The sequence below is a fragment of the Streptomyces sp. NPDC050448 genome (genome assembly GCF_040655295.1).
Taxonomy (GTDB): Bacteria; Actinomycetota; Actinomycetes; order Streptomycetales; family Streptomycetaceae; genus Streptomyces.
The window spans coordinates 1-19,764 of sequence record NZ_JBFAJR010000007.1; the positions used below are offsets into that span (position 1 = coordinate 1).

The 19,764-nt window shown below is 73.1% G+C and carries 15 protein-coding genes; 6 read left to right on the forward strand and 9 right to left on the reverse strand.

Annotation, left to right across the window (positions count from 1 at the left end; all coding sequences use genetic code 11):
* Window positions 1-154: 154 nt before the first annotated feature.
* Together AB0I68_RS11160 and AB0I68_RS11165 are read left to right on the forward strand one after the other, a co-directional pair.
* The gene (locus tag AB0I68_RS11160) at window positions 155-1,258 is read left to right on the forward strand and encodes a hypothetical protein (protein ID WP_363176962.1); all 1,104 of its coding nucleotides are present in this window, start codon (window positions 155-157) and stop codon (window positions 1,256-1,258) included.
* 32 nt (window positions 1,259-1,290) lie between these two features.
* Window positions 1,291-2,097 (forward strand): glycosyltransferase family A protein, encoded by an 807-nt coding sequence (locus AB0I68_RS11165; RefSeq protein WP_363176963.1) that lies wholly within the window; start codon window positions 1,291-1,293, stop codon window positions 2,095-2,097.
* Window positions 2,098-2,187: 90 nt separating this feature from the next.
* On the opposite strand, the gene AB0I68_RS11170 is transcribed toward AB0I68_RS11165, so the two are convergent.
* Complete coding sequence (locus AB0I68_RS11170) at window positions 2,188-3,156, reverse strand: glycosyltransferase family 2 protein (protein ID WP_363176964.1); 969 nt, start codon at window positions 3,154-3,156, stop codon at window positions 2,188-2,190.
* Window positions 3,102-5,123 (reverse strand): O-antigen ligase family protein, encoded by a 2,022-nt coding sequence (locus AB0I68_RS11175; protein WP_363176965.1) that lies wholly within the window; start codon window positions 5,121-5,123, stop codon window positions 3,102-3,104. Before AB0I68_RS11175 ends, AB0I68_RS11170 begins: the two co-directional genes overlap by 55 nt.
* 95 nt (window positions 5,124-5,218) lie before the next feature.
* Between AB0I68_RS11175 and AB0I68_RS11180 the strand changes: the two genes are divergently transcribed.
* The gene (locus tag AB0I68_RS11180) at window positions 5,219-5,893 is read left to right on the forward strand and encodes a hypothetical protein (RefSeq protein ID WP_363176966.1); all 675 of its coding nucleotides are present in this window, start codon (window positions 5,219-5,221) and stop codon (window positions 5,891-5,893) included.
* A gap of 68 nt (window positions 5,894-5,961) precedes the next feature.
* Here AB0I68_RS11180 and AB0I68_RS11185 read toward each other — a convergent pair whose 3' ends face one another.
* From AB0I68_RS11185 to AB0I68_RS11215, 7 genes are all read right to left on the reverse strand, one after another.
* Window positions 5,962-7,008 (reverse strand): glycosyltransferase, encoded by a 1,047-nt coding sequence (locus AB0I68_RS11185; RefSeq protein ID WP_363176967.1) that lies wholly within the window; start codon window positions 7,006-7,008, stop codon window positions 5,962-5,964.
* A complete protein-coding gene (locus AB0I68_RS11190) occupies window positions 7,005-10,304 on the reverse strand; it encodes a DUF4082 domain-containing protein (RefSeq protein WP_363176968.1) in 3,300 nt (1,099 codons plus the stop codon). The genes AB0I68_RS11185 and AB0I68_RS11190 overlap by 4 nt, the downstream gene beginning before the upstream one ends.
* Before the next feature lie 32 nt (window positions 10,305-10,336).
* Complete coding sequence (locus AB0I68_RS11195; RefSeq protein ID WP_363176969.1) at window positions 10,337-11,452, reverse strand: DegT/DnrJ/EryC1/StrS family aminotransferase; 1,116 nt, start codon at window positions 11,450-11,452, stop codon at window positions 10,337-10,339.
* A complete protein-coding gene (locus AB0I68_RS11200) occupies window positions 11,449-12,237 on the reverse strand; it encodes a NeuD/PglB/VioB family sugar acetyltransferase (protein ID WP_363176970.1) in 789 nt (262 codons plus the stop codon). Before AB0I68_RS11200 ends, AB0I68_RS11195 begins: the two co-directional genes overlap by 4 nt.
* On the reverse strand, window positions 12,234-13,403 hold the full coding sequence (locus AB0I68_RS11205; protein ID WP_363176971.1) for a DegT/DnrJ/EryC1/StrS family aminotransferase: 1,170 nt from the start codon (window positions 13,401-13,403) through the stop codon (window positions 12,234-12,236). Before AB0I68_RS11205 ends, AB0I68_RS11200 begins: the two co-directional genes overlap by 4 nt.
* Window positions 13,400-14,440: an NAD-dependent epimerase/dehydratase family protein gene (locus AB0I68_RS11210; RefSeq protein WP_363176972.1), complete on the reverse strand. Its 1,041-nt coding sequence runs from the start codon at window positions 14,438-14,440 to the stop codon at window positions 13,400-13,402. The genes AB0I68_RS11205 and AB0I68_RS11210 overlap by 4 nt, the downstream gene beginning before the upstream one ends.
* A gap of 112 nt (window positions 14,441-14,552) precedes the next feature.
* Window positions 14,553-15,701, reverse strand: coding sequence for a Gfo/Idh/MocA family oxidoreductase (locus AB0I68_RS11215; RefSeq protein WP_363176973.1), 1,149 nt, complete (start codon window positions 15,699-15,701; stop codon window positions 14,553-14,555).
* A 411-nt stretch (window positions 15,702-16,112) separates the two neighbouring features.
* Here AB0I68_RS11215 and AB0I68_RS11220 point away from each other — a divergent pair, with 411 nt between their 5' ends.
* From AB0I68_RS11220 to AB0I68_RS11230, 3 genes are all read left to right on the forward strand, one after another.
* Window positions 16,113-16,985 carry a glycosyltransferase gene (locus AB0I68_RS11220; protein WP_363176974.1) on the forward strand — a complete coding sequence of 291 codons (873 nt, stop codon included), beginning with the start codon at window positions 16,113-16,115 and terminating at the stop codon, window positions 16,983-16,985.
* 114 nt (window positions 16,986-17,099) lie between these two features.
* Complete coding sequence (locus AB0I68_RS11225) at window positions 17,100-18,530, forward strand: MFS transporter (protein ID WP_363176975.1); 1,431 nt, start codon at window positions 17,100-17,102, stop codon at window positions 18,528-18,530.
* Window positions 18,527-19,540, forward strand: coding sequence for a TolB-like translocation protein (locus tag AB0I68_RS11230; protein WP_363176976.1), 1,014 nt, complete (start codon window positions 18,527-18,529; stop codon window positions 19,538-19,540). The genes AB0I68_RS11225 and AB0I68_RS11230 overlap by 4 nt, the downstream gene beginning before the upstream one ends.
* The last annotated feature ends 224 nt before the right edge of the window (window positions 19,541-19,764 follow it).

The window sequence follows — 19,764 nt, forward strand, 5'->3', positions numbered from 1 at the left end:
ATCAGGGCCGGATAGCCCGGGTCGTCTGGTGCCGTGGATTGCAAGGCGGAGGAGGGAGCCAATGCGGAGTATTGGCGACCGACGACAACGCGGCATGGCGCGGTGCCAGGCGGCCCGGGCCCGGCCAGGATCCGCCGGACACCCCCTAGCGGCCGTGGCACGCGACCGGAGGCGTCTGGGGGCCTGGCTGCTGGCCGGGCTCGTACTGGCCGTCGTACTGGCCCTGTACCAGGCCGACCGGACCGGCGTGAGCGAGCCCTCGGCCGGGCCGTGCCCGGACAGCGCCCTCGAGTGCCCCGGCCCCGGAACCCGCCCCGCACCGGCGCCCGAGCCCTCCGCGGACCCGTCCGCCACGGGCAGCCCGAGTCCCTCCGCCAGCGCGGCCCCGTCCTCCGCCACCCCCTCGCCGGGGACCGGCGGGGCGCCCACCGCGGGCCCCTGCTCCTCGCCCGGCGCCTGCGGATTCCCCGACGCCCGCACCACGGGCCCGCGGATCGGGCTGGAGCGGCACGACACGGGGAACATGTCCGTCAAGACCGACGGCACGGTCATCAAGGGCTGGGACATCCGCGGCGCCCTGGACATCTACGCCAACGACGTCACCGTCATCGACAGCCGGATCACCTCCACGAACTGGTGGGGGATCAACCTCCGCCCCGGCTTCAGCGGCCTGCGGGTCCTGCACACCAGCATCACCGCCGTACCGGGCAAGGGCCCCGACAACGGCGGCGTCGACTACGCGGTCTCCAACATGGGCGGCAGCTCGATCGAGGTCGGCTGGTGCGACATCTCCGTGTTCGGCAACGCCCTCTCGATGGGCCAGGGCGAACTGCACGACAACTACGTTCACGACATCGTCGCCTTCCGCAACCAGGGCGGTGAGTGGCAGCACACCGACGCCGTCATCAGCGGCGGCGGCAACAAGGGCCGGCTGACCATCCGCCACAACACCCTGCTGAACCCCGTCTCCGTGGAGCAGGGCGCCAGCGCGGCCGTCGGGCTCTTCGCCGACACCGGCACCGTCTCCTCCGTGGTCGTGGACGGCAACTGGCTGGCCGGCGGGGCGTACGCCCTCTACGGCGGCGGCCCCGGGGCCACCGGCATCCAGGTCACGGACAACGTGTTCTCCAGCCAGTACCACGCCAACGGCGGTGCTTACGGGCTGGTCGCCGCCTGGAACACGGGCGGCACCGGGAACGTGTGGCGCGGCAACCGCACGACCGACGGCCGGCTTGTCGACCCCGGCCCCACCCCCTGAAGACCGAGCCCCCCGACGATCGAGAGGACATCATGCGCGGCATCGCCCGGGCCCCCTGGGAGCTGCTCAAGCGGGCCTTCGGATGGCTGGTGCTCTTCGAGGCCAGGAACAAGCTCCTGCTCGCCCCCACGGCCGTGCGGCTGCGCCGCTTCGAGGATGCCGAGACCCTCCGGCTTTCCGCGGTGCTCGGCAGCCCGCCGGCCGCCCTCGTGGCCACCGTGATCGCCACCCACCGGCGCCCCGAGGCGCTGCGCGCGGCGGTCCGCTCGGCTCTGGGGCAGACCGTGGCCGACCAGGTGGTCATCGTCGTCGACGACGGTGCGGGGCTCCCCGAACTGCCTCAGGATCCGCGGCTGTTCGCGGTGTCGCTGGCCCGCAACACGGCCACGGCCGGGGTCGTGCGCAATGTGGGGATACGGCTGTCCAGTTCGCGGTACGTTGCCTTCCTGGACGACGACAACCTGTGGGAGCCCGACCACCTGGAGCAGGCCCTCGCGGTGCTGGAGCCGCCCGGCGGGCCGGATGCCGTGTACACCGCCCTGCGCAGGGTGCTCCCCGACGGCTCGCAGCGGGACGTGCTGTCGGTGCCCTTCGACCGCCGCCGCGCCGCCCGCGAGGCTTTCCTCGACACCAACGCCTTCGTGGCGCGCCGTACCCGGTCCCTGTACTTCAGCCGGCTGCGGCGCACCCCCGAGGTGCTGCCCCGTGAGGACTGGGAGCTCGTACGCCGCTACGCGCGCCGCCACGAGGTCCGCCACGTGCCCCGTCCCACCGTCCGCTACCTGGTCAACCCGGAGAGCTTCTACACCGCCTGGGACGGGCAGGCCCCCTCCGGGTGACGGGTGACGGGTGACGGGTGACGGGTGACGGGTGACGGGTGACGGGTGACGGGTGACGGGTGACGGGTGCCCGGCCCCGGCCGCGACCGGTCAGGGTCCGGGCGCGGCGCGCAGCGCGGACGGGCTGGCCAGGGCCCGCGCCGCCGCCCGGTTCGCCGGCCGGCCGAGCGCCGCCCGCGAGGTCTCCCGGAGCAGGACGGCCCCGCGGAAGGCGGCGGTCGCCGCCGCCCCGTGCCGCCGGCGGTAGAGCCGTACGCGGTTGAGGGTCAGCAGTGTCCACAGGCGCGGTGACACCTGCGAGTCCCCGCCGAGGTGGACGGCCGAGGCCGCCGGCTCGAGCCGGGTGGCGAAGCCGTGGTCCCGGGCCCGCAGACAGTACTCGGTCTCCTCCGAGTACAGGAAGAACGACTCGTCCCAGGCCCCGCAGGCGTCCAGGCATGCACGGGAGAGGGCCATCAGCGCACCGGTCGCCCAGTCGGCGACGGTCGCCCGCCCGTACGCGGACGGATCGGTGACCAGCTCGCTCCACCGCGGGAACCGCCCGGCCCGGCGGTTGCCGATCACCGCCTCGCCCAGGGCGCGCGTCACACGCGACTCGCGGCGCAGCGAGTGCTGCAGCGTCCCCTCCTCCTCGTACAGCAGCGGGACGCTGATCCCGACGAGGCGGCCGCCGGCCAGGGGGGCGTCGAGCGCGTCGACGAGGAGCCCGGCGCAGCCCCGGCGCATCCGGATGTCCGGATTGCAGACCAGGGCGGCCCGGAAGCCGCCCTCCCACGCGGCGGCGGCCGCCAGGGCGGCGTTCACCCCGGCCGCGTACCCGGCGTTGCGGCCGGTCTGGACGACCGTCGCGTCCGGGGCCAGCGACCGGAGCAGGTCCACGGTGCCGTCGGCGGAGTCGTTGTCGGCGACGACCAGGCGCCAGTCGAGCCCGGCCATGCCCTCCGGCAGGGAGGCCAGGAACTCGGGCAGCACCCGGGCGCTGTTCCAGGTGACGACGAGGACGGCTACGGGACCGGCTGCGCGAGGTCGGGCCGGGGCCGGGTGGCTGCGGGAGGGCATGGGGACTCCACGGTTCGGGGCTTCGGCGCGCTGCGCCGGATGAAGCCGAGGTAGCTGCCTCCGGCGGCGATCGTCAGGAAGAACATCCCGGCGAACATCGGGAAGCTGAGGGCGTCGAAGGTGGCGCTGCTGACCAGGGCGACGAGGGCAGAGGCGAAGAACGCCTGGCCGAGCTCGCGGTCGGACTCGTCGGCGGCGAGGCGGCGGATGGCGCCGCCCTGGTGGATTCCGGTGAGGAACAGCGCCAGGAGGGCGAGCAGGCCCAGCAGGCCCATCTCCGCCAGGGTGAGCATGTACTGGTTGTCGGTGAAGAAGTAGAGGTCGGGGGTGAAGGTCCCCAGGCCCCGCCCGAACAGCGGGCGTTCCTCCAGGTAGGGGACGATCGCGCTGTACTTGACGGTACGGGCCTGGGTGCTGCTGTCGGAGTTCGACAGGAACGATCCGAACAGTGTGGTGATGGTGCCGATCAGCCCGGGTACGAGGACCTTGAAGCAGGCCACCGAGCCCAGCAGCAGGCCGATCGCGGTCCAGCGGCGCTGCGGCTTCCAGCGCGGCACCATCACCAGCACCACGATGAGCGCCCCGATGATGGAGGTCCGCGACACGGTCAGTGGCAGGGCGCCGCCCATCAGGGCCACCGGACCCCAGCGGCGCCAGCCGCTCAGGTGGCTGCGGACCGGGTCGAAGGCCTGGTGTACGGCGAAGGGCAGCAGCAGGGCGAGCATGCCGCCGAACTCCAGCGGTTGGGCCGTGGTCGAGCGGGGCCGGGTGAACGCGCCGCGGTCGAGCGTGGTGATCTGCGCGACGCTGGAGTGGAGGCCGGGGATGCTGATGTGTTCGGCGATGTTCGTCGCGGTGAAGAAGTCGTAGTAGCCGATGGCGGCCACCACCGACCCCATCACCACGGCCCGCCGCAGCAGGACGTCGAGGCGGGCCCGGTCCTGGATGCCGGCCGAGACCAGCACCACGATCGACACCCAGACGAGCAGCCCGATCAGGCCGCGGTCCGCCCCCAGCACCTCCTTGTGCGAGCTGCCCCGGGTGGCGTTCGCGAGGTAGGAGGCCAGCACCGAGACCGCCAGCAGCCACATCACGACCCGGGGCAGCCGGGTTCCCCCGGCCGGCCGGATCCGGCCGGTCAGCCAGGTCGCCAGGTACCAGAACAGGCCCAGGATCGCGAACACGTTGGCGGGGGTGCCCACACCGCCCATACCCGGCAGGGTCAGGTTCGAGGGGATGAAGAAGGCCAGCCCGAGATAGCCGCTGAGCAGTGCGACGGCGTCCGGCTGGCGGCCCCTCAGCCTCCTGCGGACACGCGCCCCGGATGCGCCGGCCGCGGCGGCGGCCTCGCGCCTGCGGCGCCGGGCCACCAGCAGGGTCTCCGCCACGAAGGAGAGCGTGAAGCCGGCGGTCACGCACGCGATGACGACGCCCAGCACCTGCTGGTAGCGGCTCTTGAGCTGGGGCACCGGGGTCTGCGGCAGGACCACCGGGGCCGTCTGCACGAAGTACGCGGGCTGCACCTTGGCCGCGGCCTGGAGCGCGTTGAGCTGCTCGCCGGCGAAGGTGGTGAGCGTACTGGTCTCCTTGAGCACCTTCGCCCGGTCGGTGCCCGTGACGGTCAGGGCGAGCATCGGGCCGGAGGTGTTCGCGGCGAAGCCGACCGTGTAGGGGTCGGTCACGCCGAGGCCGTGCAGGTCGCGCGCCGCATCGGCCCCCGACAGGGTCCTGATCAGCACGTCCGCGGTCACGACGAGTGAACCGCCCGCGTTCGAGATGGGGTTGCCGAAGGCGGGGGCCATTTCGGCCACCGCCGTGGAGTCGAGCAGCGCCACCGAGCTCTGCGACTGGTACGCCACGGGCACCGACCGGTACAGGTGCAGCCCGGCGAGGAGCCCGATCAGCGTCAGGGGCACCATCACGTACCAGCGGCGCCGCAGCACGGCGGCTATCTCACCGATGCTCACGAACGCCCCCTCGCGACTGCCGGAACCGATGGCGGGCCGACCCGCGTCCTGGAAAGATCGAACGCGACGGAAGGAATCCTGTGTCGCCTGGTGAGTTGTTCCGCACGCTTCGCCGCCGCTGGTACGTCCTGCTCCTGGTGGCGGCGCTGGCGGCGGCCGGGGCCGTGCAGGTGCTCCGCCCCGAACAGACCTATGTGAGCTCGGCGATCGTCGTGCTCAAGCCGCCGGTCACGGGCAGCCAGCCGAACCAGCTCGCCAATCTGCAGCCGCCGCTCGCCGCCGTGTCCTACGCGGCGGTCCAGCAGCTGGAATCGGCCGCCGGGGCCGCCGAGTTGCGCACCGCGGGGGTGGCGGGCGCGTACCGGCTGATCCCGCGCAACAGCGGCACCAGCGTCACGCCCCGCTATCTGATCCCCTCGCTCCAGGTGCAGGCGGAGCACGCGGACCCGGCCGCAGCGAACCTGGCCGTACTGAAGGTCGTCGAGGCCTACACGAAACACCTCGCGGACATGCAGGCCGAGCAGCGGATCCCGGAACCCGCGCGGATGAGCGTGACCCTCCTCGTACCGCCGACCGCGGTCGCGCAGACCGGGACCAAGAGCCGCGCTCTGGCCGGGACGGCGCTGCTGGCCGGGGTCTGCGCCGTGGCCGCCGCCCTGTGGACCGATCAGCTCGTGACACGCCGGAACCGGCGCCGGCGCGAGGGCGCCGGCACCGGTCCGGGGAACGCAGCCGAGAGCGGGGTGCCCGCGGCCGCGGCGGCCCGCTGAGGAAGCGGGCCGCCGGGCCGACGGTGCCCCGAGAACGGGGCGGTGGTGCTGATGGTGCTGTTGGTTCATCAAATCCCTCGGCGTTTCCAGGACTGCCACCAGAGCCACTCGCGCCCCCGGTCGGCGACGGCCGAGAGCACCAGCGGCTGGAGGTACGGCATCACGCGGGCCCCGATCCGCCGGCGCCTGCGCAGCGCCCGGTACTCGGCGAGCGAGGCGTACCCCGGCAGGCACTCGGCGGCGAACGCCTCCAGCTCCTCGACCGGAACCATCCCGGTGCGCCCCCGGTCGTACGCGCGGTAGGCGCGCCGCAGCGCGTACCGGGCGAGCCGGGTCCGCGCCAGGGCGGACAGCCGGCCGGCGTCCGGGAGCAGGCCGGCGCATTTCTCCAGCACCGAGTCGAAGGCGACGAGGCGCTGGCGCAGGTCGTCGAGCTGCCCGCCGAAGTCCGTGGTGGACATGTTGTTGCCGTGGACGCGGTAGAAGGCCTGGTCGGCCCCGCGGACGTAGCCCACGTCGGCGTGCGCCGCGAGCCGCATCCACATCTCGATGTCGCCGGCGTGCGGGAGCTGCGGGTCGTAGCCGCCGACCTTGCGCTGGAGGCTGGTGCGGACGACCACCTCGGGTGAGGTGATGCACCCGGTGCCCTCCCGGAAGCGCCGCTCCAGCCACCACTGTCCGGGGTAGACGACCGAGCCGGTGCTCCGGGTGCGGGCCGCGGGGAGCGGCCCGCCGTGCCGGAACCGCAGCGGCCTGCCGTAGGCGAAGCCGGCCTCGGGGTGGGCGTCGAGCAGGGCCGCGGCGCGCACCAGGGCCCCGGGAACCAGTCGGTCATCGGCCGAGAGCAGGGCGACGTAGTCCCCGTCGGCCCACTCCAGCAGGCCCTCGTTGTAGGTGGCGATGTGGCCCTGGTTGCGTTCGTGGACCCGGACCTCGATCCGGGGGTCGGCGGCCGCCAGGGCGCGCGCGACCTCCGCGGAGTCGTCGGGCGAGGCGTCGTCGATGATCAGTACCCGTACGTCGACGCCTTCCTGCTCGTCCAGGACGCTCTTGACGCAGTCGGCCAGGAAGTGGCCGTACTTGTAGCAGGGGATCACCACGCTGACGGTGCTCACTGGCCGGACACCTCCGTGGAGCCGTCCGCCGCGAGGCCGGCCGGCGCCGTGGTGGTGAACACCGGGCCGACCCAGTAGTTCACGGAGCCGAAGGTGTTCGACGGGAACACCGAGGCCGACCCGTACTGGTAGAGGCCGTTGGCGCCGCCGCTGCCGTCGGCCGGAGCGACCAGCGGGTAGGAGCGGTGCGCGGCCGTGAAGTAGCCGCCGTCCACGGAGTACTTGCCGTTCGGCGCGTGGTAGGAGGCCACGTAGCTGGCGCCCGCGGTGATGGGCACCGGGGTGGTGAAGTGGAGCTGCTGCCAGCCCGAAACGGTCTCGCTGCCGAAGGTGCCGGTGGCGAGGAGCGTGCCGGTGGCCGACCAGAGGCTGCCGGTGTGCGTGCCGGTGTTCCCGGGGCCCTTGTAGAAGGTGATGCCGGTGACGTAGCCGCTGACGGCGGACTGGAAGCGGGTGCCGAGTTCGACGGAGTTGGTGTCGTCGGTGACGCTCGGGGTGCTGGGTACGGCGGAGGACCCCCACAGGGTGCAGGGGCAGTTGACCGTGGGCGGGCTGGTGCTGGTGGTGAACGTCCAGGTGACGGGCGCCGCCATGGTGTTGCCCCACAGGTCGGCCGCCTGCACGGAGGCCGTGTACGTGGTGTTCAGCCCGAGTTCGGTGGACGGGGTGAAGGTGGCGCTGTTGGAGGCGCTGAGGACCTTGTTGCCGGGGACCGTGGCCCCGCCGGCGTCCTTGAGGGTGAAGGCGAGGGTGTCGGCGTCGATGCCCTCGTTGAAGGTGGCCCCCAGCTGCGTGGTGATCGCGGTGCCGACGGCCGCGGACTGCGGCGTGATCGAGGTGACGGTGGGCGGCGCCGTGCTCGCGGTCGAGGTGTCCAGGACCGCGTCGACCCAGTAGTTGCTGCCGGACGAGGTCGTGGAGGGGAACCCGCCCGTGGCGCTGTAGCGGTACACGCCGTTGCCCCCGTCGGTACCGCTGCGCAGCGCGGTCAGCGGGGCCAGCCCCGCATCGGCGGTGGCGAAGGTGTTGTCGAAGGAGTACCCGCCGCCCAGGGCGAAGTAGGAGGCGATGTAGGTGGTGTTGGCCTTGACCGGGACCGGTGAGGAGAAGTTCAGCTGCTGCCAGCCGGATGCCGTCTCGTTGGTGAAGGTGCCGGTGGCCAGGCGCTGGCCCGTGCTGCTCCACAGGCTGCCCGTGTGGGTGCCGGTGTTGGCCGGGGACTTGTAGAAGCGGACGCCCGTGATGGAGCCGGGTGCCGAGGATCGGATCTTCACGCCGAGCTCGACGGCGCTGCCGTCGCCGGCGTTCACAGTGCCCGGTACGGCCGCGGCCGGCCAGACGGTGCAGGGGCACTGCTGGGGCCCCACGGTCAGCGGCACGGTGGTGGTGGCGCCGATGTTGACGCTGTCGTCCACCGCGCGGACCTTGATCTGCGCGGCTCCGGGGGTGGTCGGGGTCCACTTGTAGCTCCAGGACCCGATGCCGGTGGTCGCCTTCCAGGTGGTCCCGCCGTCGGTGGAGACCTCGACGCGGGCCACCACGCCGCCGCCGCTGTCGGTCGCGGTGCCCGTGATGGTCACCGGCCGCAGTGCGGGCACCGTGGCGTTCGCCGCCGGGCCGGCCACCGTGATGGCCGGGCCCGTGGTGTCCGTGGAGGCGGTCGCCGCGATCAGGTCGCTCTGCAAGGACTTGGGCTGGACGCCCATGTCGGCGAAGACGTTCACCGTCGCCTGCTGCATCCGCTTGTCCTCGGTGACCACCGCGTTGTCGGGATTGCCCGTCGGCATGTTGGTCAGGCCCCAGGACCACTGCACGGTGCCCGCGCCGAAGACCAGGGCGTGCGAGGTCTGGTCCCGGAAGGCGACCAGGCTGTGCGTGGCGGTGCCGTTCCCGTACGTGTTGCCGTAGTCGAGGCGGAGCTTGCCGTCGTTGATGTCCACCGCGGTGGACGACAGCTGGATCTGCCCGGGAGGCCGCGCCGCGTCCTCCACATCGCTGTCCCACTCGTAGCCGAGCGTGCCGGTCGGGAACGTGGCGGTCTGGGAGGGGGTCAGGCTCGCGACGGTGGTGCCCCGCCACAGCCGCATCTTGGCGAACGAGCCCGGCACGGTGATCGCGTCGCTCCGGTAGCCGTTCACGCTGAACAGCGAGCCGGTCACCTGGTTCTCCGGCTGGAAGGGCCGCCCGTTGGTGGCGCTGGCCGGGTCCATGAAGGTGCCCGTCCAGATCCCGCTCGGGTCGGGGATGCCGTTCGGCTGGGGGAAGGAGAGCTTGGTCTCCTTGTAGCAGACCAGGGTCCGGTTGGCGGTCGAGGCCCCGTCGATACTGGGGGCGAGACGGGTCTTCCAGAAGACCTCGTTGCCGCTGAAGTAGGTCTGGCTGACGCCGGCGTGACGGGAGTTCAGCGCGTTCGTGAACTGGTCCTGGGTCCAGTACTCGTCGTGCCCCGAGGACATGAAGACCTTGTGGTTCTGCAGCTGCGCCGCGCCCCGGGTCGACATGTCGATTCCGGACATGTAGCTCACGTCGTACCCGTTGCGCTCGAGCCACGAGATCATCTGGTACTCGGACCCGTAGATCCCGTTCTCCCCGCCGATGTCCATCGGCCGGTTGTAGCTGACCTCGTACGCCCGGCCGTCCGGGGCCGGGCCGCCGCCGCCGTACAGGTCCTGACCGCCGTAGTCGTTGTACGCCTGCCAGGTCTGGTCGCTGGTCTGCACCACGATGTCGGAGTGGCTGGAGTCGTTGCGGACGACGAACGGATAGGGCATCACCCCGTTGCCGTCCGCCTGGTCGAGGTTGGCGATGTACAGGCCGGAGACGGCGTCGGCCGGCACGGTCCACGTCGCCGTGACCGGCCAGTTGCCGCAGTCGACCAGGCCGGTGGAGGACTTGGTGGTGCAGCTGCGCGGGTTCCCGCCCGGCAGGAAGTTCGCCGGGTAGGTCTGGGCCGTCTGCGCCGCCGTCGACATCAGGCGGGCCCCGTCACCCCCGTAGTGGCCCAGCCGGTAGACCGACACCCGGTACGGGGTCGGCGACTGGACCTTGAACTGCACCGTTTCGCCCGCCTGGACGCTCATCTGGGCGCTGAAGCCCTTGATGTCGCCGTAGGCACTGGGCGCGAACCAGTCGGACATCGGCGTGCCCGGCTTGGAGTTCTCGCACACGATCGGGTTCGTGCCGGGACCGCAGGGGTCCACCGCACCCGCCACCGAGGACGGAGGTAAGACCGTGGCCATCAGGGCCGCGACCACGGTGAAGAGGCCGTACCGGAGCAACCTTGTCCGTCTGTTCATCTGTACCTCATTTTTTACGTCAGCGCAGGGCGTCAGCGCAGCGCGTCGGTGAGGGCGTCCACGACCCGCTGCTGTTGAGCGGCGGTGATCTGCGGGAAGAGCGGGAGGGAGAGCATCCGGTCCGCGGCCTGCTCGGCGTGGGGGAAGTCCCCACGGCCGTGGCCGAGGTGGCCGAAGGCCGGGGTGAGGTGGACCGGTGCCGGATAGTGCACGCCGGCGCCGATGCCCTCCGCGTTGAGCTTGCCGACGACCGCGTCGCGGTCGCCGCCGCTGACCCGGACGACGTACAGGTGCCACACGTGGACGTTGCCCTCCTCCGTGGCCGGCAGGGTCAGGCGTCCGGCGGCCGCGAGGCCGCCCAGCAGCTCGTCGTAGCGGGCGGCGGCGGCGCGGCGGGCCGCGTTCCCGTCGGCGAGGCGGGCCAGCTTCGCCCGCAGCACCACGGCCTGCAGACCGTCCAGCCGGCTGTTGAACCCGGCCACGTCGTGGCGGTACTTGGCGATGCCGCCGTGGTTGGCCAGCGCCCGCACGAGGCCGGCCGTCTCCTCGTCGTCGGTCACCACCGCGCCCGCGTCGCCGTAGGCACCCAGGTTCTTGCCCGGGTAGAAGCTGGTCGCGGCGATCCCGCCGCTGCCGGGAGTGCGGCCGTCGCGGGTGGCACCCTGGCTCTGCGCGGCGTCCTCGACGACCTTGGCGTGCGCGGGCAGCCGGGCGGCCAGCTCCGCTGCGTCGGCGCACTGCCCGTACAGGTGGACCGGGACCACGGCGCGGGTGGCCTTCCCGACCGCGTCCAGTGCGGCCTGCGGGTCCATCAGCAGCGTGTCGGGGAGGCAGTCCACCAGGACCGGCCGGGCGCCGATGCGGGCGACGGCACCGGCCGTGGCGATGAACGTGTTGGCGGGCAGCACCACCTCGTCGCCGACGCCCACCCCACTGGCGCGCAGGGCCAGTTCCAGTGCGTCGGTGCCGTTGGCCACGCCGACGCAGTGGCCGACCCCGGCGAAGGCGGCGTACTCACGCTCGAAGGCGCGGACCTCCTCACCGCCGATGAAGGCGGTGTCGGCCAGCACGCGGTCGAATCCTGCGCGTAATTCCTGCGCGACCTCGGCGTGCGCCGCCTTCAGGTCCACGAGCGGTATCTGGTTCATCCGACTGTGCTCCCCATCCGTGTCTCCGGCCTCGGGCCGGTCTCCTCGCCTTCGGCCCGCAGCTCGTCGAGCGCCGGACCCCCCGCCTCGCGCAGTCGGCGGGCCGGGCTTCCGGCCCACACCTCGCCGGGCGGCACATCGGCCAGAACCGTGCTCCCCATACCGGTCAGCGACCAGGCGCCGACCGTGGTGTACTCCCGGACCAGGGCGCCCGCACCCACGTACGCGCCCCGCCCCAGCCGCACCCCGCCACCGAGGCGGACCCCGGAGGCGAGCGTCGCGAAGTCCCCGACCGTGTCGTCGTGGGTCAGGACCGCGTGCGGCATCACCGCCACGTGGGCGCCCACCCGTACGGCCGCGGTCAGCACGCAGTGCGCGAGCAGCACCGAGCCCGCGCCGAGCGCCGAGGACGCCGAGACCGCGGCCGTGGGGTGGACCACGGTCGCGTACCGGCTCTCGGGCAGGGCCAGGCGCCGCACCAGGCGGGCCCGTACCGCGTAGTCGCGCGGACTGCCCACGCACACCACCACCCGGGCGGCGGGCAGCCCGTGCACGAGGTCGCAGCCGCCCAGCACCGGCACGCCGTCGACGTCCCTGCCGTGCAGGGCCGGGTCGTCGTCCAGGTGCCCGGCGAGCCGCCACCGCGGGGTGCGGCCGCGCTCCCGGTCGGCGGCGCCCGCGTCCCGTACGGCCTGGGCCGTCTCCCGGGCGAATCCGCCCGCGCCGACGACCAGCAGGTCTTCGGTCGGCACGGCCCCGGTGGCCGGGCCGTTCGGGGCGGTCATCCTCCGGCCTGTCCGCGCAGCACCGCCACCACCCGGTCCTGCTGGTCCTCCGTCATGGTGTGGAACAGCGGCAGGATCAGCGAGTCGCGGCTGATCCGCTCCGTCACGGGCAGCGGCGCCGACCCGTGCCCGGCGTACGCCGGTTCCAGGTGCGAGGCCATGATCCCGCGCCGGGCCGAGATCCCGGCCTCGGCCAGCACCCCGAGCAGCTCGTCCCGGCCGATCGGGAAGTCCTGCGCCAGCAGCACCCAGTACGACTGGAAGTTGCCCTCGCCGTGACCGGGGTCCCGGACCGGGCGCAGCCCCGGGATGCCGTCGAGGAGGCGCGCGTACCGGGCCGCCAGTTCCCGGCGGCGGGCCACGATCGCTTCCAGCCTGCCGAGTTGCACCAGGCCGACCGCGGCCTGGATGTCGGTCATCCGGTAGTTGTAGCCGACCTCCAGGTAGCTCTCGGCGATCGGCTTGCTGCTGGCGTGCCGCTGCGCCGCGGACACGTTCATGCCGTGTTCGCGCAGCCGGCGCAGCCGCTCCGCCCACTGGGCGTCGTCCGTGGTCACCATGCCGCCCTCGCCGGTGGTGATCACCTTGCGGGGGTGGAAGGACCACGCGGCGAGGAGTGCGCCGTGGCCGACCGACTTGCCGCCCACGGTCGCGCCGATCCCGCAGGCGGCGTCCTCCACCAGCGGAATGCCCCAGTCGGCGCAGGCCGCGCGCAGGGCGTGGACGTCGGCCGGCACCCCGCCCTGGTGGACGGCGAGCACCGCCCTGGTCCGCGGGGTGCGTACGGCGTCCACGGTGTCGGGGGTCAGGTTCCCGGTGGCCTCCTCGACGTCCGCGAACACCGGGTGGGCGCCTACGTAGCGCACGGCGTTGGCGGTGGCGATGAAGGACAGCGAGGGCACGACCACCTCGTCGCCCGGCCCGAGCTCCAGCGCGATCAGCGCCAGGTGCAGGGCGGTGGTGCACGAACTCACGGCGATGCCGTGCTCGGCGCCCACCCGTTCGGCGAAGGCCCGCTCGAACTCGGCGACCCGGGGGCCCTGGGCGACCCACCCGGACAGCACCGCGTCGGCGGCCGCCCGCGCCTCCTCCTCGCCGAGCCACGGGACCATGACGGGGATGCGGCCGCGCGCGGGGTCCTGGGCGGGCACCGCCCCGGCGCTCATCGGCCGGCCTCCCCGGCCGCGGCGGCGCTGCCGGTGGCGGCGGTGCCGGAGGGCGATCCGGCGGCTGCGTCGGCGGCGCGTTCGGCCCGCCACCAGTCCACCAGGTCCCGCAGACCACGGTGCAGGTCGATCTCGGCGGTGAAGCCGAGGCGCCCCGAGGCGTGCGAGGTGTCCGCGAGGCGCCGGGTGACCCCGTTCACGGCGCGGGCCGGTCCGTGCTCCGGTACCAGCCCGTCCGCGCCCATGGCCTCCAGCAGTCCGAGCGCCAGGTCGCGCAGGCTGGTCTCGGATCCGCTCGCGACGTTGAACACCTCGTCGGTCAGGTCCGACTCGGCGGCCAGCAGGTTGGCCCGCGCGATGTCCCTGACGTCGGCGAAGTCCATGGTCTGGGTGCCGTCGCCGAGGATCAGCGGCGGCTCTCCCGCGGTGATCCGCTCCATCCACCGGATCAGTACCTCGGTGTACAGCCCGTGGATGTCCATCCGGGGCCCGTACACGTTGAAGTAGCGCAGCGCGACGTAGTCCAGCCCGTACATGGCGTGGAAGCTGCGCAGCACTCCCTCGTTGAAGGCCTTCGCCGCCCCGTAGAAGGTGTCGTTGTTGTACGGGTGGTGGCGCTCGGTGGTCGGGAAGGTCTCCGCCAGCCCGTAGACCGAGGCCGAGGACGAGGCGATCACCTTGCCCACCCCGGCGGCGACCGCGGCCTCCAGCACGTTGAACGTGCCGTCGACCAGCACCTCGTTCGCCAGCCGCGGCTCCTCGGCGCACTGGGTGATCCGGATGGCGGCGAGGTGGAACACCAGGTCGGCGCCCTCGGTCGCCTTGCGTACGGCGCTCGTGTCGCGGATGTCGCCGTCGACGACGTCCACCACGCCGCTCTGCAGGGCGCGCGCCAGGTTGGCGGTGCGCCCCCGCACGAAGTTGTCGAGCACCACGATCTCGCGCGCCCCGTTGTCCACCAGCAGGTCGACCACGTGCGAGCCGATCGTGCCCGCCCCGCCGGTGACCAGAATCCTCTTGCCTCGTACGCTGCTCAACGCCCTGCCCCTACTGAGTCGGTCATGGTGTTTCCTGCTGCGCCCGGCGCGGTGTGCGCGGCTCCGGGCGCGACGGTTCCGGGGGTGGTCCCGCGAACGGTCCCGCCAACGGTCAACGCCCGGTGCGCAGTCCGACGACCGCGCCGCGGAACTCCAGGCTCCGGGAGGCCGCTTCCAGGATGTCGAGCACTTGCAGGCCCGCCCAGCCGTCGGTCAGCGCCGGCCGCCGCGTCCTGATCGCGGCGCCGAACTCCTCGACCATGCTGCGCAGGGCTTCCTTCTCCCCGATCGCGGGCGCCACCATGTCGCCGCTGCGGTAGGAGACGAGCATGTCGCGGCGCTCGTCCACGCCGATCTCCTGCGGGGCCGTCAGGTCCACCCCGCGGTCGTACACCGCCACGCGCTGCGTGGGGTTGAGGTCGTCCCACACCAGGGTTCGCTTGGAGCCGCCGACCATCGTCGTGCGGACCTTCACCGGGGACAGCCAGTTGACGTGCACGTGGGCGATGGCGCCGGTGTTGAGCGTGAGCGTCAGATAGGCCACGCAGGACTGGCCGGCGCCGATCGGGTCCGCCCCGTGCGCGGCGACGGCGACGGGCCGGATGTTCTCCGGGAGGATGAAGTCGAGGACCGAGAGGTCGTGGGGGGCCAGGTCCCACAGGACGTCGATGTCCTTCTGGACGAGCCCCAGGTTGATCCTGACCGAGTCGACGAACTGGATCTCGCCGAGTTCGCCGGAACGGACCATGTCCCGGATGCGGGCCACCGCCGGGGTGTAGCAGTACGTGTGGTCGCACATGAGGGTGAGGCCGCGTTCCTCGGCCTCGGTCACCAGCCGCAGGCCGTCCTCGTACGTGGCGGCGAGGGGCTTCTCCACGAGGACGTGCTTGCCGGCGCGCAGGGCGGCCAGTGCGACGTCGAGGTGGGTGCCGGCCGGGGTGGCCACGGCGACCGCGTCGACGGCCGGGTCGGCCAGGACCGCCTCGAAGTCCGCCGTCGCCTGAACCGTGGAGTAGCCGCCGAGCACCTTCCGGGCCCGGTCGACGTTCAGATCACAGAGCCAGCGGAGCCGGAACCCCGGACTGGACTGGAAGTTGCGCACGAGATTGGGGCCCCAGTAGCCCGCTCCGATGACGGCGACGCCTAATGGCTTGGCCGGCCACGCAGCTGCGGCTGCGGCTTCGCGCCCCGCACCCTTCACGGCGTCCTTCTCGGCGTCCTTCTCGGTGTCCTTTTGGGATTCCTTCTCGGTTTCCTTCACGGCGTTCCCTTTCCTTCCACGCACGCCCGCGGGCGTGTCGACAACCCATGGCGGGGACGCGTGCGAAGGAAGGAGGTGCCGCCGACGGCCGGCGCCGGGCGCCTGCGCGGCCCGTGCGTGACCTGCCCAACGGTGATGGCCCCCCACGACCGATGCCCTACGTGTTTCGACGTACTTTCCGCCCCCCGGCCGCCCGGCGCCCCTCGCGCCGGTCCGGCCACGGGCAGGCGGCCTGTTCCCCCAAGCCGCCGCACCCGAATCTGCTCCAACTACCTTGCTCCGACTGGATTTCAGCGTCGCCGAAGCACGCCCAATCCGGTCGGCTGGGTTCAATCTAGACCACCGGACCTACCCCCGTGGAGAGTTGGAGGAAACGGTCGGCTCGGGTGTTCGAGCATGCATACTTCCGGGGTGACCAGCATCGTGATCCCGGCCCACAACGAGGGCCGGGTCATCGGCCGGCTCCTCGACGCGCTCCTGGCCGACGCCCCGGTGTCCGCCCCCGACATCGTCGTGGTGTGCAACGGCTGTACGGACGACACCGCCGCGGTGGCGGGCGCGCGGGGGCCCCGCGTGCGGGTGGTGGAGATACCGACTCCCTCCAAACACACGGCGCTTCGGGTCGGGGACGAGCACGCGCGCGGCTTCCCCCGCCTGTACGTGGACGCCGACGTCGTGTTCGGGGCCGCCGACGTACGGGCCCTGGCCGGGACCCTCGCCACCAGTCCGGACCTCCTCGCCGCGGCCCCCGGACGCGACATCCCGCTGGCCGGGTGCGCCTGGCCGGTCCGCGCGTACTACCGGGTCTGGCAACGGCTGCCGGCCGTCCGCGAGGGGCTGTTCGGGCGGGGGGTCATCGCGGTGTCCGAGCCGGGGCACGCGCGGATCGCCGCCCTGCCCCCGCTGATGGCCGACGACCTGGCGGCGTCCCTCGCGTTCGCGCCGGACGAGCGGCGGGTGGTCGAGGCGGCCCGGGTCGTGGTGCATCCGCCGCGGACCTGGGCGGACCTGGTCAGGCGACGCGTCCGGGCGGCGACTTCGTCCGCCGAGCTGGAACGCTTCCAGGCGTCGGGGCCGTCCGGGGCCGCGGAGGGAGCGCAGGCGCCGTCCGCGCGCACCGGCACGGGCGATCTGCGTGCCCTGCTCCGGGCCCAGCCGAGCCTGCTCCCCGGGGTCGTGGTGTTCGTCGTGGCGGCGCTCGCGGCCCGCCGGGGAGCCCGCAAGGCCATCCGGACCGGGGACTTCTCCACCTGGCTGAGGGACGAGAGCAGCCGGCGGGGCTGAGCCCCCGCACCGCCCCGAATCAGGCCGTATACCGCCCAGTTGGCCCGTACCACCACTAGGGTTTCACTCACACGTACGAGTGACTCAGACCGTCGGCACCGGGAGCTCGAGAGCATGTACCTCGCGGACCGCTCCGCGCCCGCCGGCGCGCACACCGCACCGGACGGCGGGCCCGTCCGGGCCCCCGCAGTCGCCTCGGCCGTCCTCGCGCTCGGCAGCGTCAGCCTGATCACCGACGTCTCCTCCGAGATGGTCACCGCGGTGCTGCCCCTCTACCTGGTCGCCGGACTGGGGCTGAGCCCGCTCGGCTTCGGCGCACTCGACGGCGTCTACAACGGGGTCAGCGCGCTGGTGCAGCTGACCGGCGGCCACCTCGCCGACCGGGTCCGGGGCCACAAGCTGATCGCCGGTATCGGCTACGGCCTGTCCGCCCTGTGCAAGCCGCTGCTGCTGCTCGCCCACAGCCTCGGCCCGGTGGGGCTGGTTCTCGCCCTGGAACGCACCGGCAAGGGCCTGCGCACCGCCCCGCGCGACGCGCTGATCTCCCTTTCCACACCTGCCGAGTTACAGGGCCGCGCCTTCGGCGTGCACCGCGCCATGGACACCACCGGGGCCCTGCTCGGCCCCCTCGCCGCCTTCTTCATCCTGAACGTGGCGGTGGGCGGGTACGACGCCGTCTTCGGCGTCAGCGCGTGCATCGCCGTGCTCGGCGTCGTGGTGCTCATGCTGTTCGTCCCGTCGGGTGCGGGCCTCGGCCCGGCCGGCCCGGAGTCCGGCACCTCCCCGAAGCCCGCGGCCCCGAAGCCGGGTGCCGTGAAGCCGGACACGGTGAAGCCGGACGCCGGGAGGCCGGACGCGGTGAAGCCGGACGCCGGGAGGCCGGACGCCGGGAAGTCCGGCGCCCCGAAGCCGGGCGCGGTGAACCTGCGGGAGGCACTGGCCCTGCTGCGCCTGCCCCGGCTGCGCGGCCTGGCGCTCTGCGCCGCCCTGCTGGGTCTCACCACCGTCAGCGACGCCTTCCTCTACCTGCTGCTCCAGGACCGCGCCGGCATCCGCGAGCAGTGGTTCCCGCTGCTCCCCCTGGGCACCGCCGCCGTGTTCCTGCTGCTGGCAGTGCCGGCCGGGGCCCTGGCCGACCGGATCGGGCGCCGCACCGTATTCCTCGCCGGGCACGCCCTCCTGCTGGCCGGGTACGGGCTGCTGCTGTGGGCTCCGCACCGGCCCGCCCTGCCCTGGCTGGTCCTCGTACTGCACGGCCTGTTCTACGCCGCGACCGACGGGGTCCTGCCCGCCGCCGTCGCCGCGACCGTCCCGGCGCAACTGCGGGCCACCGGCATCGCCCTCGTCGGCACCGGCCAGGCGCTGGCCCGCTTCGGCTGCTCGCTCGCCTTCGGCGGTGCCTGGACGCTCTGGGGCGCCGGTCCGGCGCTCGCCGCCGCCGCGGCCGGTCTGTGCTGCTGCGCGGCCGTCGCCGGCTTCGTACTCCGCCCGGCGGCCCCGGACGCCGTTCCCGCCCCCTCCCGAGACCCCCGAGGAACCCGATGACCCGCTCACGCCGGCTGCTCGCACTCGCCGTGGCCGTGCTGCTCCTCGGAGGCCTCGCCGTCGCGCTGGTACTGCGCGCCGCCGCCCGGGCCGAGCAGACGCGGGAGGGCGACCCGACGGTCGCACAGGGCCGGGTCACGCTCGGGCGGCAGGACCGGCTGGCCTTCCTCAACGGCGCGCAGGGCCCGCACCGCGGGGCCCTCGTCTCGGTCCCGGGGCAGTCGCCCCAGGCCGAGCGCACCTCGTCGGGCCTCACCTGCCAACGCTTCCACGCGGCCGCCGGCACCGGCGTGTGCCTGAACTCCACGCCGGGCGCGCTCGCCCAGGACAACCGGGCCCTCATCGTGGACTCCGGCCTGCGCACGCTGCGCAGCTTCCCGCTCGCGGGCACCCCGTCCCGGGCCCGGGTCTCGCCGAGCGGCCACTTCGCCGCCTGGACGGTGTTCGTCTCCGGCGAGTCCTACGGGGCCGCGTTCTTCTCGACGCGCACTTCGATCGTGGACACCCGTACCGGCACGATCGAACCGGACCTGGAGAAGTTCTCCGTCCGGATGGACGGCCGGCCCTACACCTCGGGCGACGTGAACTTCTGGGGCGTCACCTTCTCCAAGGACGACGACACCTTCTACGCCACCCTCGGCACCGCCGGCCAGACGTACCTGGTGAAGGGCTCGCTCTCGCAGCGCACCGTCACCGCCCTCGCCCAGAACGTCGAGTGCCCTTCCCTGTCCCCGGACGAGACCCGGGTCGCGTACAAGAAGCGCGTCATGCGCGGCGCGGCGCTGTGGCGCGAGCACGTACTGGACCTGCGGACGCTGCGCGAGCAGCCGCTCGCGGAGAAGCGCAGCGTGGACGACCAGGCCGTCTGGCTCGACGACCACACCGTGGCCTACGCCCTGCCCGCCGAGGGCAAGGCGGACACGACCGACCTCTGGACGGTGCCGGCGGACGGCACGGGCGCCCCCCGCATCCTGACGCCGGCGGCCTCCTCCCCGACCCGCCTGGACTGACGCGCACCTCGTGGAAGGCGCCGGGCTCCGGCGACAGGGCGAGGCCTCGTTTGTACGAACGCGCCCCCGGTACCTGCCCGTTCACCGGTCGGCCGCTCGTTCCCGCGGTCGCCACGGACGGGCGCGCGGAGACGGCCCTGCGGTTCGGGGAAGGCGATGCCCATGTGCGCCTCCCGGAGCTCGCGGAACTGGCCGGCAGCGACTTCACCGTGGAGTTCTGGGCC

Bases quoted from the DNA above. Each gene is read 5' to 3' on its own strand.
- AB0I68_RS11165 (WP_363176963.1), top strand. From the start codon at position 1,291: ATGCGCGGCATCGCCCGGGCCCCCTGGGAGCTGCTCAAGCGGGCCTTC.
- AB0I68_RS11170 (WP_363176964.1), bottom strand. From the start codon at position 3,156: ATGCCCTCCCGCAGCCACCCGGCCCCGGCCCGACCTCGCGCAGCCGGT.
- AB0I68_RS11190 (WP_363176968.1), bottom strand. From the start codon at position 10,304: ATGAACAGACGGACAAGGTTGCTCCGGTACGGCCTCTTCACCGTGGTC.
- AB0I68_RS11195 (WP_363176969.1), bottom strand. From the start codon at position 11,452: ATGAACCAGATACCGCTCGTGGACCTGAAGGCGGCGCACGCCGAGGTC.
- AB0I68_RS11200 (WP_363176970.1), bottom strand. From the start codon at position 12,237: ATGACCGCCCCGAACGGCCCGGCCACCGGGGCCGTGCCGACCGAAGAC.
- AB0I68_RS11205 (WP_363176971.1), bottom strand. From the start codon at position 13,403: ATGAGCGCCGGGGCGGTGCCCGCCCAGGACCCCGCGCGCGGCCGCATC.
- AB0I68_RS11225 (WP_363176975.1), top strand. From the start codon at position 17,100: ATGTACCTCGCGGACCGCTCCGCGCCCGCCGGCGCGCACACCGCACCG.
- AB0I68_RS11230 (WP_363176976.1), top strand. From the start codon at position 18,527: ATGACCCGCTCACGCCGGCTGCTCGCACTCGCCGTGGCCGTGCTGCTC.